Annotated in this window: 23 protein-coding genes and 1 pseudogene; all 24 read right to left on the reverse strand. The window is 45.7% G+C overall.

Annotated features, from left to right (window positions below; genetic code table 11):
• A complete protein-coding gene (locus tag ABLV17_RS16120; RefSeq protein ID WP_348854401.1) occupies positions 1-795 on the reverse strand; it encodes a hypothetical protein in 795 nt (264 codons plus the stop codon).
• 560 nt (positions 796-1,355) lie between these two features.
• A complete protein-coding gene (locus tag ABLV17_RS16125) occupies positions 1,356-1,844 on the reverse strand; it encodes a hypothetical protein (protein ID WP_348854402.1) in 489 nt (162 codons plus the stop codon).
• A gap of 51 nt (positions 1,845-1,895) precedes the next feature.
• Positions 1,896-2,306 carry a hypothetical protein gene (locus tag ABLV17_RS16130; RefSeq protein ID WP_348854403.1) on the reverse strand — a complete coding sequence of 137 codons (411 nt, stop codon included), beginning with the start codon at positions 2,304-2,306 and terminating at the stop codon, positions 1,896-1,898.
• 141 nt (positions 2,307-2,447) lie between these two features.
• The gene (locus ABLV17_RS16135; protein ID WP_017900691.1) at positions 2,448-2,885 is read right to left on the reverse strand and encodes a hypothetical protein; all 438 of its coding nucleotides are present in this window, start codon (positions 2,883-2,885) and stop codon (positions 2,448-2,450) included.
• A gap of 23 nt (positions 2,886-2,908) precedes the next feature.
• Positions 2,909-3,328 carry a hypothetical protein gene (locus ABLV17_RS16140; protein WP_017900692.1) on the reverse strand — a complete coding sequence of 140 codons (420 nt, stop codon included), beginning with the start codon at positions 3,326-3,328 and terminating at the stop codon, positions 2,909-2,911.
• A complete protein-coding gene (locus ABLV17_RS16145) occupies positions 3,321-3,503 on the reverse strand; it encodes a hypothetical protein (protein ID WP_009654202.1) in 183 nt (60 codons plus the stop codon). The genes ABLV17_RS16140 and ABLV17_RS16145 overlap by 8 nt, the downstream gene beginning before the upstream one ends.
• A 6-nt stretch (positions 3,504-3,509) precedes the next feature.
• Entirely contained in the window at positions 3,510-3,917 is a 408-nt protein-coding gene (locus tag ABLV17_RS16150; protein WP_069476683.1) for a hypothetical protein, read from the reverse strand.
• Positions 3,918-4,021: 104 nt separating this feature from the next.
• The gene (locus ABLV17_RS16155; RefSeq protein WP_348854404.1) at positions 4,022-5,260 is read right to left on the reverse strand and encodes a hypothetical protein; all 1,239 of its coding nucleotides are present in this window, start codon (positions 5,258-5,260) and stop codon (positions 4,022-4,024) included.
• 637 nt (positions 5,261-5,897) lie between these two features.
• A complete protein-coding gene (locus ABLV17_RS16160) occupies positions 5,898-6,062 on the reverse strand; it encodes a hypothetical protein (protein ID WP_176221077.1) in 165 nt (54 codons plus the stop codon).
• A gap of 88 nt (positions 6,063-6,150) precedes the next feature.
• Positions 6,151-6,579: a hypothetical protein gene (locus ABLV17_RS16165; protein ID WP_348854405.1), complete on the reverse strand. Its 429-nt coding sequence runs from the start codon at positions 6,577-6,579 to the stop codon at positions 6,151-6,153.
• 34 nt (positions 6,580-6,613) lie between these two features.
• Positions 6,614-6,859, reverse strand: a complete 246-nt coding sequence (locus ABLV17_RS16170; protein WP_069476686.1) for a hypothetical protein — start codon at positions 6,857-6,859, stop codon at positions 6,614-6,616.
• Positions 6,856-7,533: a hypothetical protein gene (locus ABLV17_RS16175; RefSeq protein ID WP_348854406.1), complete on the reverse strand. Its 678-nt coding sequence runs from the start codon at positions 7,531-7,533 to the stop codon at positions 6,856-6,858. The genes ABLV17_RS16170 and ABLV17_RS16175 overlap by 4 nt, the downstream gene beginning before the upstream one ends.
• Positions 7,534-7,593: 60 nt before the next feature.
• Positions 7,594-8,226: a hypothetical protein gene (locus ABLV17_RS16180; protein ID WP_348854407.1), complete on the reverse strand. Its 633-nt coding sequence runs from the start codon at positions 8,224-8,226 to the stop codon at positions 7,594-7,596.
• A 75-nt stretch (positions 8,227-8,301) separates the two neighbouring features.
• Positions 8,302-8,745: a phage tail protein gene (locus ABLV17_RS16185; protein WP_348854408.1), complete on the reverse strand. Its 444-nt coding sequence runs from the start codon at positions 8,743-8,745 to the stop codon at positions 8,302-8,304.
• Positions 8,746-8,862: 117 nt separating this feature from the next.
• Positions 8,863-9,285, reverse strand: a pseudogene (locus ABLV17_RS16190) (dATP/dGTP pyrophosphohydrolase domain-containing protein); the annotation flags it as partial.
• 47 nt (positions 9,286-9,332) lie between these two features.
• Positions 9,333-9,620 carry a hypothetical protein gene (locus tag ABLV17_RS16195; protein ID WP_348854409.1) on the reverse strand — a complete coding sequence of 96 codons (288 nt, stop codon included), beginning with the start codon at positions 9,618-9,620 and terminating at the stop codon, positions 9,333-9,335.
• Positions 9,621-9,712: 92 nt separating this feature from the next.
• A complete protein-coding gene (locus tag ABLV17_RS16200; protein ID WP_348854411.1) occupies positions 9,713-10,234 on the reverse strand; it encodes a DUF262 domain-containing protein in 522 nt (173 codons plus the stop codon).
• 39 nt (positions 10,235-10,273) lie between these two features.
• Positions 10,274-10,906 carry a hypothetical protein gene (locus ABLV17_RS16205; protein ID WP_200795711.1) on the reverse strand — a complete coding sequence of 211 codons (633 nt, stop codon included), beginning with the start codon at positions 10,904-10,906 and terminating at the stop codon, positions 10,274-10,276.
• Positions 10,907-11,162: 256 nt separating this feature from the next.
• Positions 11,163-11,495, reverse strand: a complete 333-nt coding sequence (locus ABLV17_RS16210; protein ID WP_348854413.1) for a hypothetical protein — start codon at positions 11,493-11,495, stop codon at positions 11,163-11,165.
• A 365-nt stretch (positions 11,496-11,860) separates the two neighbouring features.
• Positions 11,861-12,148 carry a hypothetical protein gene (locus ABLV17_RS16215; RefSeq protein ID WP_348854414.1) on the reverse strand — a complete coding sequence of 96 codons (288 nt, stop codon included), beginning with the start codon at positions 12,146-12,148 and terminating at the stop codon, positions 11,861-11,863.
• Between the two features lie 138 nt (positions 12,149-12,286).
• On the reverse strand, positions 12,287-13,360 hold the full coding sequence (locus tag ABLV17_RS16220) for a hypothetical protein (protein WP_348854415.1): 1,074 nt from the start codon (positions 13,358-13,360) through the stop codon (positions 12,287-12,289).
• Between the two features lie 3 nt (positions 13,361-13,363).
• Positions 13,364-13,588 carry a hypothetical protein gene (locus ABLV17_RS16225; RefSeq protein ID WP_348854416.1) on the reverse strand — a complete coding sequence of 75 codons (225 nt, stop codon included), beginning with the start codon at positions 13,586-13,588 and terminating at the stop codon, positions 13,364-13,366.
• Between the two features lie 265 nt (positions 13,589-13,853).
• Positions 13,854-14,588 carry a hypothetical protein gene (locus ABLV17_RS16230; RefSeq protein ID WP_348854417.1) on the reverse strand — a complete coding sequence of 245 codons (735 nt, stop codon included), beginning with the start codon at positions 14,586-14,588 and terminating at the stop codon, positions 13,854-13,856.
• On the reverse strand, positions 14,581-14,769 hold the full coding sequence (locus tag ABLV17_RS16235; protein ID WP_064371377.1) for a hypothetical protein: 189 nt from the start codon (positions 14,767-14,769) through the stop codon (positions 14,581-14,583). Before ABLV17_RS16235 ends, ABLV17_RS16230 begins: the two co-directional genes overlap by 8 nt.
• Positions 14,770-14,794: the final 25 nt, after the last annotated feature.

The raw sequence follows: 14,794 nt of genomic DNA on the forward strand, positions 1-14,794 counted from the left end.
TTATACCTTTTTCAACAGGTGCAAAATGCTCAGACGTTGATGGGGATCAGTCGGCAGAAGAAACAGTAACGGAATGACGTTGTTTTTCTTAAACTCATTCGAGGCGGCTTCAGGAGTTATCCGCGAATAGGCCAGCAGGGTTACTGTTCTGATAAAGATGTCCTTCTCTTTTTTGGAGTAGTTTTTTATTTCCTGGTGGAGTTCTTTAGCCTTTTTTAAATCCAGCATGTAAAGGACTTCGTTCTGCCGGGTCAGTAGTTGATCGGCACAGGTATAAATTGCGTCGGCACTCAGACTGACCCGCAGTGAGCGAACAAGCTCGTAGGTTTTCACGCCGAAGTTTTGAATATAAATCAGCGGGAATTTCAGTTCGGTGTTAAACAGGTAGTCCAGGTGCTGACCGCTGGTGGCCGTGATGACGTCTACGTGATCGAAAAAATGCTCAGGAAGCTTACTGACCACTCCCTGAGGGGCTAAAAGCACCGAAGTATTATCTTCAACGTTAATAACAGCCCCAACACCAGACCACATGCCAAATTTCTGGCCGGTTGTTGGTTTTTTGGGGTTCTCCACGCCCATCAGTTCTGGAGCAGAAACAAAAAATGTCTGGCAAGGGCGGCAATGCACAACACGTTCCCTGTAGGCGTTAACCAGCTCGAAGCCTACCCCGTCGAACTCTGAGGGCGCTCTGCCGCAGCATGAACAATTTCTTTGCACAGGCACAGGCTCACCACCCATATAGGGCAATAAAATACTCGTCAGAGCGCTATATACTGACTCTACAGGATGATTCAAAGTTCCCCCTCCCCTAAAATAACATCTGCCATTTTGATGGCAATTTAGTTAAGTGTCCCTGCTCACAAATACAAAGAATTTTCACCAGCCAGCTTAATAAATAATGGTGAAATTTTCTTAGGCAAATTAAACAGGAGTTGCTGATACAAAGACTCATCTTCCGGACGCCCGGTCAAAACCATTTCCCTTCCAGAGGCAAGTGAATGAAGAACGTATTTCAACACATCTCGCATATCAAAAAGAACAACGTCATCAATGATGATATCTTTATCTGATAAACTCTGAATAATTTTTTCACTTGCTATCAGTCCATCTGATGAAATAACTAAGCCATTAATTAATGCACGCTACACCAGAAGGGTTCTCCCTGACACGGAGGGTCCTATTATAACGACAATAAGGTTAGTATCTTTTCCTGAAAAATAGCTAAAGACCTTATTGATACATTTTTAATTTTGATTGTTATCAAATTTCACATCATGATTCCTTTCCAAGAAAATGCCCTCACCTATGGTTATTCCGCTAATTTTAGGGATAAAGTTTACCAGTTAACCTATGTCCTAATGCAGGACGGTTTTTGTTTCCGAATTACCCTTGTCCTTGCCATCGCCAGACATCTCTTGCAGGTCTTGATGGCCCATCAGAGTCACGTACATAGTACGATAACCCACTGGCAAGCGTGACATTAAACCAATGCACAATTCATGGTCTGACGGTTGACCGGTGACCAGAACCTTATGGCCAGAAGCATGCACAGCCAGAATGCACTCCAGGACTTTGTCAGCATCAAAACGGAAAATGTCATCAATAACTACATCAAAACCTGTGAACATTTCCGAAATGTGCTCACATTCTTCAAATTGTTGAGCAGTCGGGTATAGAGCATCCGGAAACTCAAGTTCAGCCAAACAAGATTTCCCAGATCCTGTTTCTCCGATAATAAATACAAGAGCGTTATCTTCTGTTTGCTTGAGATATTTGGTAATAACCCCCATGTTATCCTCAACATTTTTCATTACTAAAGCAGGTAATTTTTTATCAAGATTCATGTTCAACCTCTTATTAAATTTACTGTTATAGAAAAATTGACAATACGTTGTTTATTCATTCTTCCAGTACGTTACACCATCGTCACAGAGATATCCTGTCTGATCAGGTTCCCCACCAATAAATACACCAGCCTGACCTTTTAATGAAATACCCACTCCAGTCGTGGTAGCACCTTCTCTTTTTTCGATAACTTTACAGTGTTCTTTAGCCCAGTTTCGCCAGCCCTGTTCCTTTTCGTAAATTGGTGATAAAAACAATGCCAGAACATAGAGAAATAGTCCTACCAGTGCAAGACCTATCATAATGTAGCAAAGCCATTCAAAAATAGAACCAGCCCCAAAAAACATGTAGTATATAAAAATCACCAGAGAAAATGCAATAATATATATTGCAACAGTACCTGTCATAAAAGGTGCAACTGTTTTAAAAATAGAAGCAATGAAATTTGAAATTTGAACCATACCCCCTCCATTTGAGTTTCTGGGGAAAATCAAGCAACATCTCAACTGTAAAGCATCGCTGCAAACAGATCGCTACAGCGAAGGTATTAAAACACAAAGACCTTCTCCGATTGTTTGAATCCATCGCTACAATGCCATATATTATTCATTTTTCCAGTAAGTCACGCCATCATCGCAACTGTAACCGGTCTGCCCTGGCTCTCCACCAATAAACAGGCCAGCCTGCCCTTTCAGGGATATACCGACACCAGTAGTTGTTGACCCATCTTTTTTAGCAACAATTTTACAGTGGTCTTTTGCCCAGTCTCGCCATTCAGCTTCATTTTTGTTTTTGGCAGAAAAGAATAAGGTCATAAAGAGTATCGTCCCGCCAAGAGCAATTAACAAAACAAACAATGTGAGCAGTGGTTTTAAATGGGAAAAATCTTTCCTAAAAATACCAAAAACAATCATCAGGAACAGCATGACTAATAACAGAATGCCAAACTCACGAACGGGAAACCAGGAACCCGCCTCCCATATAGAAGACAACTCAACACCATCAGATATAGAAGACAATTCAACTCCATCAGAACTCATATTTTCACCTTAATAAATGTGCGTTAATTGACTGTAAATTCTAAAATCGAACTAAATTCCGATTGTTCAGGAAAAACAGGCTTAAGCCCTGCACGTCTAGCCATCCTCGTTGCCAGGATTAATATGTCTGTTGTGTCGGATAATGTGATCTGCTTGTGTGCTATCTGGATATCTTCATCAGTTAGCACGAATCCAGAAGGTGTAAACACCCCTGACTCAATGGTAATAACGAAGGTAGCACCTTGCTCATTAAAGAGAACCATCTCCGTAAGAGCACCAGCAGCACGATAGCTCGTCAAAATAATTTTGGTGATAATCCCGTGAGCTGCGATACATGAATTAATGAATCCATCGCCTTGCTCAGTCTGAATAATACGGTCGGTAGAAGTCACACCAAACAGAAATTTTGAACCGTTTCTTTCCTGATTGTTCGTGTCAGTCATCACTGTCACCAAAGGCTTCATAGTACGCAGAGTCAACAGCCATTCCCGCTTCATAGGCCTGCACCCAGTCAGCCTTTTCTCCAGCGACATCACCATTCAGTTCAGCCAAAATCTGGAGTTGTTCAAACCAAAGCTCAAACGATGAATTTTGTTTTGTTGAAGCGAAATCAGCCATTCTTTTTCACCTTATCACCTGATTAGTTGACCGCCGGAACATCATCATCACAATACCGATACCAATAAGCACGGTCGTTCCGTATATAAAATAGTTCCCAAGGTTATAGATATTTACGCCCAGCAAGGTTATAGACTGTCCGTCAGGTATAAGAAAATTGAAAACAAAATACCACCAGCCAAAAAGTGTACCTTCAAGGAAAAGCATTTTTGGATAAATACTGATTGAACTTGAAGCAAAAAAATACAGAGCCACCAGCAACACAATCATTATCAAGAAAAATGCAGTTATAACAGCTGAAAAACCAAAGCTCAGAAATGTAAAGGCGACGGAATCTTTGCCTGATAAACCGCTGAATCCATAAACCAGCAAAGCCACAACGGCAAATAAAATAATAAACTTAATAAAATTCATTTTATGTATGTCCCTGGCTTGTCTGAAAACAAGCCGGTAATGTGTTCGAAATGAACTTAAAAGGATGTTAGCCGGGGATATCTCCCCGGTTACGGCTTATTACCTTACTGTTCTGTAGTTTTTTTCTGGATTTTTTCCAGATGTTTATCGTAGCTGTCTTTTGCCGCAGTCAGCAGCAGAAACTCTTCATAGGATAAAGTCAGCTGATACTGCGCTTTAGCGAGAACTTCCGCACCGTCCTCCATAAACGGAATTTCTTTCGCTTCAGTAACGATACGGTTAATAACATCAAGGGAGTTGTCTACAATCTCCTTAGAGATTTTTTTCGGCAGCACATCGAATACAGACGGCTGAGTTTTGATATTTGGTTTAGGTTCGCGTTTCGGCGCCGGAGTTGGTGTTGGTTCGGTATTGTCACTCTCTGCACCTTCTTCCGAGCCACCAGCCGCGCCAGCCACGCTACCCGCAGAACCATCAACCGCACCACCGGATGCGCCAGATGCGCTATCAGATGCGTCACCTGCATCAGTCGTTGTAATGGTTGTCACGTTACCATCAGATTCACCGGTGGGGCCGTTTTCGCCTGTCCGTTGAGCCAGAATGACCTGACCAATAGTTTTGTCAGTGGCTTTACCAAACTTATCAAACGCTTCCTGAATGATAGCAACACAGTTATCAGGGTATTTTTCCATCACGTCGAGCGCCGCGTAATATGCGACAACACCTTTTACGATCAGACCTTTTAACGCTTCAGGCGCGGTGTGAACTTTGAGCAATTTACGAACATGAGTAACGGAGATTTTACGGTCCTTGGCAAGCTCTTCAATGCTCATAGGCTCTTCACTGTCGTTGTGCAGGCGATACAGTGATTCTGCCTGCGCAACGATAGAAACCGGCAGCTGGTCGTTACCTTTAAGGTTAAAAAGTTCTGCTTTACTATCCGAGCCACGAAACTCGTCAACACGGATTTTATCAATCGGGGCTTCACCACGTTCTTCGCGAATTTTATTAGCCAGTGGGATAGCACGTTCACGGCAGTGTCCCTGACGAATGACAACCTGCCCATCACGAACCTGAACAACCATAGCGGCCATTTCCAGAGGATTATCGGCATATTGCTGCGCCAGACGTGCCAGGTGGTCCTTAACCTCAGGAAGGTCCCAGTAGGCCTCACCCAGGCCAGCGGTGCGTGTGTTAAAGCCCGGGATGATATTCAGGTGCGCCGGGTCCATAACAAGACCATTGCCCAGACGACCACCGATACCGTTTTTTTCTAAGAAGGTACGCAGAGAAACATTTTCGTTTTTGGTTTTAGCTGGAGTTGCCAGAGTTGCAGTAGTCATTGAATTTTCCTCTTCCTGTTGTATGTGGTTTAACGGTTATTGCCGTTGTTAGACCCAGGATACATTTTCAAAACGCTCCATCAAGCCCCTATTTTCACTTTGGCGTGAAAAAAGTTACTTTTTTTTGTTCACGGCAAAAATTCTACACATGATTTCTTTGTGACAAGGGAACCAGGAGGCGGATTTTAGTGTTTAGAGGAAGAAAATTTTTGTAGTGGTTTCACTTATTCCATAATTTCTGGAGCATTTTGAATGAGATGCGAGAAATGAAGGTCCATAGAGAAGATGCGTGTTTCATTGGTTTTACGGCATAAATCGTCAAAAGTTACTTTTTTTTGAGGGTGGAAAAGACGATCGAACACGTTTACCAGGACAGAAAAGTAACTTTTTCAGGTGCTGAGTCCGTGTTTTCAAAAGTAACTTTTTGACAAAAGCGGCGATGGGAAAGCTTGTGAGGAAGGAAGAAACCATTTTTATCTGATTGTGAAAATCGTAGATGCTTGACCAGTCATGTTGATTCCTGTTCAAACATAGGCCCCCGAACGCCGATGTAAAAGTTACTTTTCAGGTTCAGTTCCACGCCGCCGGAAACATAGCAGGTACAAGTCTCCTGCTATGCACAGTACAGCACATCTGTTTAGTTCACCTTTGATTGCAGCTCTTTACGGGCGTTTGCGATCAACTCGTTCACTTCATCGCGGTCAAATCCTGGCATTGCAGGCAGAGCCGTATCCGAAGGAACTGCATCAATCCACTCCAGTGCCGCAATCAGTGCACTGAGTAATTGTTCGTTGGTTTCCATTCGACCACCTTTTTAACCGTTTTATTTATGGTGTTTTATATTTAAAAGTTACTTTACCTGACTGCAAACCATAACCATACTGAGCAGGTCAACGTTCGTTCCCGGAATGATGCCTGTTCGATCGAATCTCTTCAATTAACTCGTGGTACTTCTGTTCAACCGCGGTCGTGTCGAGCCCCATTTTTTTGGCTTCTGCAATGCGTAGCTCTAAATCGAGCAGGTCTGAACATCTCGTCACCTGCGCTGTATCGACGCCGTTAAGAATGGCAGGAGGATCGAGATAAAGGGCGGTACATTCCATATTGGTAAAAATTACCGCTGATTCCACTTCCCCCCGCTGGAGTTGGCGCAGATTAACAGCATCCACATATGCAGCTGGTTTTTGACTGGCTCTTGTCAGAAACATTTGAGCCAGCCACCGTTTTTCTTCATCACAATACGGGTTATCGGCAATTTCCTGAATGCGCCCTAAGCTCATTCCACCGCCATCGGGCCTGAAGGCTTTGCTCTCAGACATGTTCCGTCCTCTGCATCACAGTTGAGTTAAAGAATCAATCCAGGGTGACGAGCCTGAATGTCTTCGTCAGAAAATCTATGCCACGTTGATATGCGTCAGCCAGAATGCGATCTTCATCAGAAACACAATTCCAGGACCGGATTGTCTCAAGTCGGCTTCGCCAGATTTTCAGCAGCACAACTTCAAGATATACCCGGCGATCCACCAGCAACTCCGGTGAGGCCTCCAGTATATAAAAGTTAATTTGCTTAACTGCCGGGCATTGGGCTATTTCGGTCATTCTGATGCCCATCCGAGAAGAGCGTTATGCAGCTCCAGAGCACCGGAAGTCCGGAGTTCTGCATCACTGTATGAAATACCCAGTCGGTCCATGACGCAATCCGTATCCAGAAAGTCTGAGCTTGCGTCCAGAGCGTCTTTAACAACCTGCTTATGCGTAACATCCATCAACTTACGGATATGTTCTGCGATCTGCAACGCTTTGCCCGTATCAATGCTATTGCCCTGATTGTGTATCTCAATGGTTGTCTGATGTCCGTTATCTACGATACATACAGGGTGTGCATCTTTAGCATCGCCGCAACTTGCATCTTTCGCTAACTCGATAGCGGCCTGGACTGCGGGTATCATGGCTGCGGAGTCAATATCATCAGCAAAAATGATATCTGTTTCCATTTGAACGTTATCCTCAAGCCAGGCGAGAAGTATTTCTAAAGAAGCTTGCGTGCTCATAATAAACCCCAGAATAAAGTAATCAGATATATCATCTTGTAGTGATAAGCAATTTTCGTGCGAAAACCACAGATAACCAGAACACCAGGGTACATTATTTAATTGCGCATGCAACCCCCATTTTAATAACAAAGACGGAGATTGATTGATATGAGGGTTAACGGAAAATCCATTAATCCGAATTAAGCCAGAAAAAACAACAATAACACCTAAATATACCACGCCATAATTTCTGAATTAAAACAGGGTCATGCCGGTGTTATATATGACGATTTATTTTCATTAAACCCTTTGCAGCCATTTTTCAATTTCACCCTCAATCTGGATGAAATTAATTAACTCTTTCTCGCATTGTTCCTTACCCCAGGAACCCTGCCACTGGCAACGATAAAGGTACTTTCTTTCCAGCATTTCCATTTCATCAAGATTCCCCATTGAGAACTGAGGCCATATATCGTGCCAGCATACATCATAGGTGACGTTTGTTGGTGGAACGAACGTCATCGCATCTGCACAGATATTTTCTACGCGTTTATCGTGCGCAAAGCTCGACGCGACAAGGTTGATCACATCCTGCTCTTTCTCAATAACAGTAACGTGCGTAACGTCTGCTTTCATCAACACTGCATGGAGCACCATGCCAAGCCCCAGTCCATTGATAAGCACGTGCCCTGTAGCCCGCTCGATGAAATCCATGCAGGTCCGTATTTCCATCGGCGTGTTGGACATTACTACATCGCTGTTGCATGAGAGACGGCGATACTCTCCAGGAGGAATAAATTCATCCTGATTGCCTGAAAAGTCGGCACGAATAGCGAGACGTTCTGCGTCATTTTCTGTGACAGTGAACGTATCCAGTGTCCACGAGCCGGACTTACCGTCTTTGACGGGGAGATCAGAAAAAATAGCGTTCATAAGGTCTGCCTGAGTTAACGAAACTGCGATGAAGTAAAATTATCACAGTATTTAAACTGATGCTGAGATACGGGGTCAGGAAATCCTGTTTTCCTGTCGCCATTGTATGTATCGCTCAAGTCGCATACACATTACTGCGGTATCTCGTGCCCCCTGAGCCGCAACAGCACCTGCCGTGCGTCGACCGCCGTTGCCGGTGAACTCTCGCAGGGAGGCTCCTTGCAGCGATTTAATATCGCCTCCCATACGTGAGAAAAGGGCTTGCAGGTCTTCAAGGTTCAGGTGTTTCCACAAATTATCCGACTGTTCGATATCCTCCCGGTTTGCTTTCTCATAGCGCTCATCGCGTGTTAAAAGCTCACCCGGTAGGGCTTTCCTGAATGCTTCTGTCGCCCCTTCAATCGCCCGCGCCTTGCTGCTGGCAAAGATATACTTAGCGCCAGCTGAATAGCGGTATTTCCATCGTTCCCCGAATTTCCGGAGCAGGTCTAAATCAATCAACTCTGTTTCCGTTACCATATTTACTCCTTTACGATCAGGATAAATTCACAGACTCAGGCCAGAGATATTTCGGGCGGAATATATATCCACTTCGCAAATAGCCCTTTAAGAACTCGTTTTAGCTGGTGGCAGTGACTGAATATGAAGGCGTGCTTCACCGTCTTTTGGCTCCGGCCACTCACGTGACTTGTTAACGGCCAGCTTTTCAACCATCGCCCGGGTAATTTGCTCGTCAGAGAAACCGGCACGACGCTGAGCATCCCACATTAAGAACTGCATATCCGCCCACTCGGACAAATCATGCGGCTTAGCGATGACTTCCTTAACTTCTCTTCTCAGGTGCTTCAGCGGGCCAATAGGGCCGACATTACCAAACGTTACCTGTGACCATTCGGCATGCTCCTGGCGTATCTTGTCACGCTCCGGCGATGGGGATCCACCAGCGGGGGCAATCATGTCCGGGCCGTTCAGACAGTTCAGTGCAATTTTTAAAGCTTGTAGCGTGTTGTTCCCATCCTCATCCAGCCCGAACGGGATTTCTTCACGGCACGCTTCCATGCCCTGAATGACGTTTTCCAGCCATTCTTTACCGAAGGTATTCGTCACTACCAATCTCCCCCTTCAACCCTCAAACCAGGCGCAGCATGGGCTAATAGCTCCTGCTGCGCCACGTCAGCCTTGCTGTGGCTTTCCCCCAGCATTAAGCATAATGTGCCGGACGCGGCATAATACGTTGCATCCGGGAAATGCTCGCGGACCTCATCCAGGAGTTTGGAGAGAGTTTTTGCCGTCCGATAAAAACGGGAGGCGGCGTTTGGCATTGCTTCGCTCAACAATTCATGTGCTGTAACATCGCTATTGTTAATTGCGTCTAAAACCTGATTTTGATCCATTGAACAGACCTCCCGATACACATCCTGAAGGGGCTGGTACATACCAGCAATTGGCTCATCATGCTCTCGTTAACTGGCTGGTTGACTGAACGTTACTGAGTCGTTCCTTTCAGTGCGAGAACCCGGTGTTTATGCTCATCACTTTGTGGCATACCTGTGAAGTTAACTGCTATAAAATAGTCCAGACGGTCCTGTGGCGTGGCGTCATCAAGCACTACGGCAGTTAACGTGGGTGATCCAAAGGCGTATTGCTCACCACGAGTTAGGTCCTGCCAGAAAACCGGCACACCTGCCAGTTCCAGCGGAATTTTGTTGTTGATAAACAGCCATAACGTTGTCAGTCTCTGCTTGCCGTCAACAACCTCAATATATGCACCGTCCCGGGACGCCCAATCGGGGGCTCTCGCCAGCGCCACATACCCCAGAGGAAAGCCGGATATCAGCCCCTGTAAAAAAGCCTGTTGTTCCTCATGCCCCCAGACATAGTCACGTTGATAGTCGGCATCGAAATCCAGTGCGCCATCCTTCAGCCACTTGATGTACATGTCAACCGGATACTCCCCCGTTCTGGCCCGAAAGATTTCAGCGTCCCGAACTCTGTTGGTACTGGTCATAATTCTCATCTTCCTTTCATACCGGCCACATTCGAATGGCTAACTACACCAGTGAATCACATGGTTTGAGTCGTATTTTTTTCCGTTGACGATGATAGCAACTCCCGTATCGCGTGTGTTGCGTCCAAAACCAACGCCTAACAAATTACCGTTCTCATCCCATGCGATGATCTGCGCTCCATCGAGTGGCCGCTCTTGAGGGAAGTAAGCAGCATACCTCCCTTCTGCAACGCGGAGCCTTTTACCTTTTCGCTCTGTTTCTGCCGGTGCGACTGACGCAGATTGAGCGTTTATGTAAAGCGGCAACGTCTTACCAGACTTTGGCTCAGTCGTCATGGCTGCAAAACGAGTATGCCCCTTGAGAAGACGTATTGCCGCCTCTCCATCCACGTAGAACATAGGGATGTTTGTTTCTTGTTGTTCGCAATCAGGTGAAGTGTTCCCTTTAAGGAGTTGCTCATGCTCTTTCAGACCAGCAGTAGCTACAGAAATCAACGAATCAAAATCACAGACCATCGTCTTACCATGATGCTCATCTGAATTAGCGATGACCGTTAAAGAACGAACGAGCACTGCATTATCAGCAACAAGTATTTTCAACCAATCCTGTAACTCAATGTTCCCAGGGCATGCGGATATCTGGCGTAACTGTAGTTCGTTTAATGCTTTCATTTAATTCACCATGAAATATTTAAGTGAAAATATCGCGTTACCACTCAGATAACACTAATGTTGATTAAATTATCCCAATCCACCAGCTGTTTAGTTGTTCTTTTTTAAAGCAGGCCTGTGGCCTGCTCTTCCAGAATGGATACAAGCGTAAATGTCCATTGTTGCTGGTGGAAGGTATTTATAGGGTTTGCTGTGTATTATTTCCGTTCTTTACCCATTACCGGCACGACACTTTGTTTGTCACACATTACTGAACTTAATCACCGTCAGGGAACTCTTGTTCCACTGCCTGGACCATTTCAGCCTTCTCTTCATGAGTCAACGCTTCCCAGGCAACTTTAGCCAGTGGCGGGTTACCATCAGTCTCTGCTGTAATGTACGACCATAGCTTTCTGTAAAGATCATCACCCACGCCGTCGAGACATTCAGCCACTTCATCAACAGTCCAGTAATTCAGCAGGTCTGGCATGGCGATTTCATTATCAGGACAATCTTCAGAAGTACAAACATCAGTATCGTCATAGATGCGTCCGCAATGATCGCATTCAAAATTAATTACAGGTGTTTTTTGTTCAGGCACATTGCTCATTTTCATCTCTCCCGGCATGTGGTGTCCAGTCTCGGATAATATTATTCGACCTCAAACCAGGATACTATTTAGAATCGTTTGCGCAAGCCCCTAATTGCATATCACCAGGAAAGTAACTTTTTCTGACAGTATCCAATGGTAGCGTCACAAAAAAAATAACCATGGTGGTTTCATAGACACTGAGAAATAATAACCGATGAATGAAAAGTTTCTCCCGAAGCTTGAAAAAATAAATATGGAGAATATCTAAAAACATCCGTAGTGCCGGGTATTATCACTGCTGGGGAGAAAAGAAAGTAACTTTTTCTGACTGTTATGCTGACAGGTATCGGAGATCAATTGCATCCTCGCACTGTAAGCACCCCTCATCCGGAAAAACCGTGCTCTTCCCTTGTCTGAGATCCATTTGCGGCTTTTGCTCCTTCAGGGGTCAATTTCACGCTATACCAGGTGTAATTCTGCTTTACGCAATCACTGCAAAAATCAACGAGACCATTTCTAAAAAGGACGGGAAGCGACGGGCAGTTTACTCTGCGCATACCGTTGTCCTCATCCCCACGTCTTCCATCGCCCTGTAGAAAGTATCTGGTGCCGCTTTTCATTCGGCGCAGCGTATAGACTTGCGCGTCTGTTAATCTGATTTTCTGTGTCATGACTCATCCTTTTTAGCAGCCAGGCAGGCTTCCTTCAGTACCCACACCACGGCATCTTTCCAGGCCCCCGTTTCTACTGACGGATTAACCTTCACAGTCGCAATACAAATCTGCGCAAAATCCCTCAGTTATGCCCATCTACTCAGTCTCCACCTTGATGCCAGCAGCAGCTAGCAAAACGGCCTCTACTACCTCCATGGAAGGAGTACCCTCCCAACATTCGCATTTGTCGTCGTAGCCTATCGCGTTCTGAACTTTGCTGATAAATTCCGGATCAATTTTCCAACCCGGGCCAGAATCTTTAGGTTTCGGCAGCTTCACGGTGCGGGACTCCATCTCTGCAATCTTTCTTTGCTGCTTTAATAGCTTTAGCTGGAGAATGACTAACTGGTCTCGTGCCACTTCATTCTCGGTTTGTATGTTCTCCAGCGCCTCTAGAATGCAACAGTCTGGATTTACCGGAGCATTGCCAGCCAGCATACGGATAATAGCGGAACCGCGTGCGGCATATTCAGTAATGGATACGTCAGAGCCAGTGTCCACATCGTCGATCTCAAACCGTAAATCTACTGTGTCGCTATCGATATCAGCAGCCTCAAAACCACCGATAAGCTCTAGTACGGCGGCTACATGCTCGACCTCATCTGGCACGACCTGTGCTCGCCGCTCGACCTCGGTTCTCCAGCCGTGATACCACATAAATGCGCAGTACGCGGCAACATCGCGGGGGTCACCTTTAGCGATATGCTCGTGGAAAGCTGTCTGGCACTCAATTTCCCAATTTGCGTATGACCAGTTATCTGAGTGGCCGTACTTGAGTTGCGCCTTATACAGTTTTTCAGCCAGTGCTGTGCAGAAGTTGGTCACCAGCTTTTGCGTATCCGGGTGAAGCCCGGATGGAACTGACGGGATACATTTGCCGTTCAGTTTTGCCACTTCATCAATACATCGATTCCAGACGTCAACGCCTGTGCTTAATTCATGCGCATTTATGCGATCATTCGACATCTTAGGGGGAAGCTTAATGCCCACCGGTTCGCGACCTGTTGCTGCCTTGCGACGTTGCTGTAGCTCTGCCAGAAAGGCTTTAGCATCACTGAAGATTTCAAAATTCTCTCGGTCTGCCGGGTCACTGTAATGTTCTTCCATCGCAACAAAGTAATCACTGATGGTGGAGAGGCGTTCGTCTGTTAATGGTAATTTAGTGGTCATTTGTTAAGCCCTCACCCAACCTTTAGAGGTGCTACGGATTTCTCCGGCTTTACGTAGTGCCTGAAGCCGACGATCGAGGATGCGAAATGGCTCGCTTTTTCCTTCTTTCATGGCAATTTTTTTGCATTCGACCGGGATGTCGTCATGGGAAAACAAGAGGTGAAAAGTGATCGGGGTAACACCGATTTTTTCCATGATTTTTCTGTCAAGCTCGGTATATTTTTTCATTGTCTGTTTTACTCTGGCTTTAAATTCTGTATGCAGAACTGAGTAAGAACCATGGCCTTCTCACCCGTGATTCGATACCGGTATGGTCTCCCATAAGAGTCAATCGTGTCGCCAAGTGCGTACCAGTCGTCAGTATAGGAGCACGATTCGAATTTCCTCCCATCACCCCCGGTAACATAACGATGGCGACGGGTAATCCCCTTGTGAGTACAACAACCGCCCTGCCAGCAGGTCGCGCCAGCAGGGATAAAATCGCGCTTAGCCATTACTCCTCATCCTCTGGTACAGGGACCACTTCTATCTGGCAACCAGCAGCACATTTAAACTCTTGACCACCAGCCAAATATAAAGTTACGTCGTGGTCGTCAAAATCGGTTTCAATTACCCTTAATATCAGACCATTAACATTAACAAAGTCACCGGCATCAATGTGCACCGCCACAATCATTCCAGGCTTGTTCCTGTCGACACAACTTGCCTCAGCGTTCATGCCAGATGCTCGGTCCAGTCGCTCAACTTCGGCTGGAATTAGCAGCCCTGACTTCAGTTCTTGGTTTCTCTTTTCCAACTCGGCAATGCGCTGGAACATCTGCGTACGCTCAGCGAAACTGTTAATGGCTTTACGCTCCCAACCGTCGCTTTGCTCACGTAAAGTTGCAATCAGAAAAAGCGCTTCGGCTAATTCCTTAGGTTTTGGTGGGTTAGATTCCAGTTCTCTGATTCGAGCAGACATGGCATCGCCACACGCTTCCGCATTTTCTTCCAGAGTTGGGGGATCGCACTCAATTCCATCAAATGGTCTGACTCCCCGGATACAGGCTGCGGTTACGACTCCAGTCATTACTGAATGCGCCTTCTTCTGCGCCTCCACCAGCGTTGCAATATATTTTCGTAAGACCCGTGCGTATTGAGTAGAGGGTGTGGGGAATTCGCTGATCTGCTTCAGCTGTGCCAACGCAGCATTAATTTCATCTTGTGTCAGTTCGGTGATATCAGGCATCTCTGTCCTCACCGATAATTTCTGAGATCAAACGATCAACAATCCACTTGTTCAAGTTGTGAACTGAAGGGAAGCGTTTATATCTCCCCCCCCTGCCATTTCTTTGCCCACGCTGAGCATTCCAACGCCGGAGTACGCCATTGTTAATTTTAGGCGGCAGTACGGTGATATCAGTTTTCATGCTGGACTACCTTTTGCGCGGGCGA

Source organism: Klebsiella sp. CN_Kp091, from assembly GCF_040065095.1.
GTDB classification, from domain to species: domain Bacteria; phylum Pseudomonadota; class Gammaproteobacteria; order Enterobacterales; family Enterobacteriaceae; genus Klebsiella; species Klebsiella aerogenes.

What these genes read in the sequence shown, in the direction of transcription:
- ABLV17_RS16205 (WP_200795711.1), bottom strand. Translation starts at nt 10,906, where the DNA reads ATGAAAGCATTAAACGAACTACAGTTACGCCAGATATCCGCATGCCCT.
- ABLV17_RS16225 (WP_348854416.1), bottom strand. Translation starts at nt 13,588, where the DNA reads ATGAAAAAATATACCGAGCTTGACAGAAAAATCATGGAAAAAATCGGT.
- ABLV17_RS16220 (WP_348854415.1), bottom strand. Translation starts at nt 13,360, where the DNA reads ATGACCACTAAATTACCATTAACAGACGAACGCCTCTCCACCATCAGT.
- ABLV17_RS16135 (WP_017900691.1), bottom strand. Translation starts at nt 2,885, where the DNA reads ATGAGTTCTGATGGAGTTGAATTGTCTTCTATATCTGATGGTGTTGAG.
- ABLV17_RS16155 (WP_348854404.1), bottom strand. Translation starts at nt 5,260, where the DNA reads ATGACTACTGCAACTCTGGCAACTCCAGCTAAAACCAAAAACGAAAAT.
- ABLV17_RS16195 (WP_348854409.1), bottom strand. Translation starts at nt 9,620, where the DNA reads ATGGATCAAAATCAGGTTTTAGACGCAATTAACAATAGCGATGTTACA.
- ABLV17_RS16210 (WP_348854413.1), bottom strand. Translation starts at nt 11,495, where the DNA reads ATGAGCAATGTGCCTGAACAAAAAACACCTGTAATTAATTTTGAATGC.
- ABLV17_RS16170 (WP_069476686.1), bottom strand. Translation starts at nt 6,859, where the DNA reads ATGACCGAAATAGCCCAATGCCCGGCAGTTAAGCAAATTAACTTTTAT.
- ABLV17_RS16215 (WP_348854414.1), bottom strand. Translation starts at nt 12,148, where the DNA reads ATGACACAGAAAATCAGATTAACAGACGCGCAAGTCTATACGCTGCGC.
- ABLV17_RS16140 (WP_017900692.1), bottom strand. Translation starts at nt 3,328, where the DNA reads ATGACTGACACGAACAATCAGGAAAGAAACGGTTCAAAATTTCTGTTT.
- ABLV17_RS16160 (WP_176221077.1), bottom strand. Translation starts at nt 6,062, where the DNA reads ATGGAAACCAACGAACAATTACTCAGTGCACTGATTGCGGCACTGGAG.
- ABLV17_RS16235 (WP_064371377.1), bottom strand. Translation starts at nt 14,769, where the DNA reads ATGAAAACTGATATCACCGTACTGCCGCCTAAAATTAACAATGGCGTA.
- ABLV17_RS16150 (WP_069476683.1), bottom strand. Translation starts at nt 3,917, where the DNA reads ATGAATTTTATTAAGTTTATTATTTTATTTGCCGTTGTGGCTTTGCTG.
- ABLV17_RS16200 (WP_348854411.1), bottom strand. Translation starts at nt 10,234, where the DNA reads ATGACCAGTACCAACAGAGTTCGGGACGCTGAAATCTTTCGGGCCAGA.
- ABLV17_RS16125 (WP_348854402.1), bottom strand. Translation starts at nt 1,844, where the DNA reads ATGAATCTTGATAAAAAATTACCTGCTTTAGTAATGAAAAATGTTGAG.
- ABLV17_RS16185 (WP_348854408.1), bottom strand. Translation starts at nt 8,745, where the DNA reads ATGGTAACGGAAACAGAGTTGATTGATTTAGACCTGCTCCGGAAATTC.
- ABLV17_RS16130 (WP_348854403.1), bottom strand. Translation starts at nt 2,306, where the DNA reads ATGGTTCAAATTTCAAATTTCATTGCTTCTATTTTTAAAACAGTTGCA.
- ABLV17_RS16230 (WP_348854417.1), bottom strand. Translation starts at nt 14,588, where the DNA reads ATGCCTGATATCACCGAACTGACACAAGATGAAATTAATGCTGCGTTG.
- ABLV17_RS16180 (WP_348854407.1), bottom strand. Translation starts at nt 8,226, where the DNA reads ATGAACGCTATTTTTTCTGATCTCCCCGTCAAAGACGGTAAGTCCGGC.
- ABLV17_RS16165 (WP_348854405.1), bottom strand. Translation starts at nt 6,579, where the DNA reads ATGTCTGAGAGCAAAGCCTTCAGGCCCGATGGCGGTGGAATGAGCTTA.
- ABLV17_RS16145 (WP_009654202.1), bottom strand. Translation starts at nt 3,503, where the DNA reads ATGGCTGATTTCGCTTCAACAAAACAAAATTCATCGTTTGAGCTTTGG.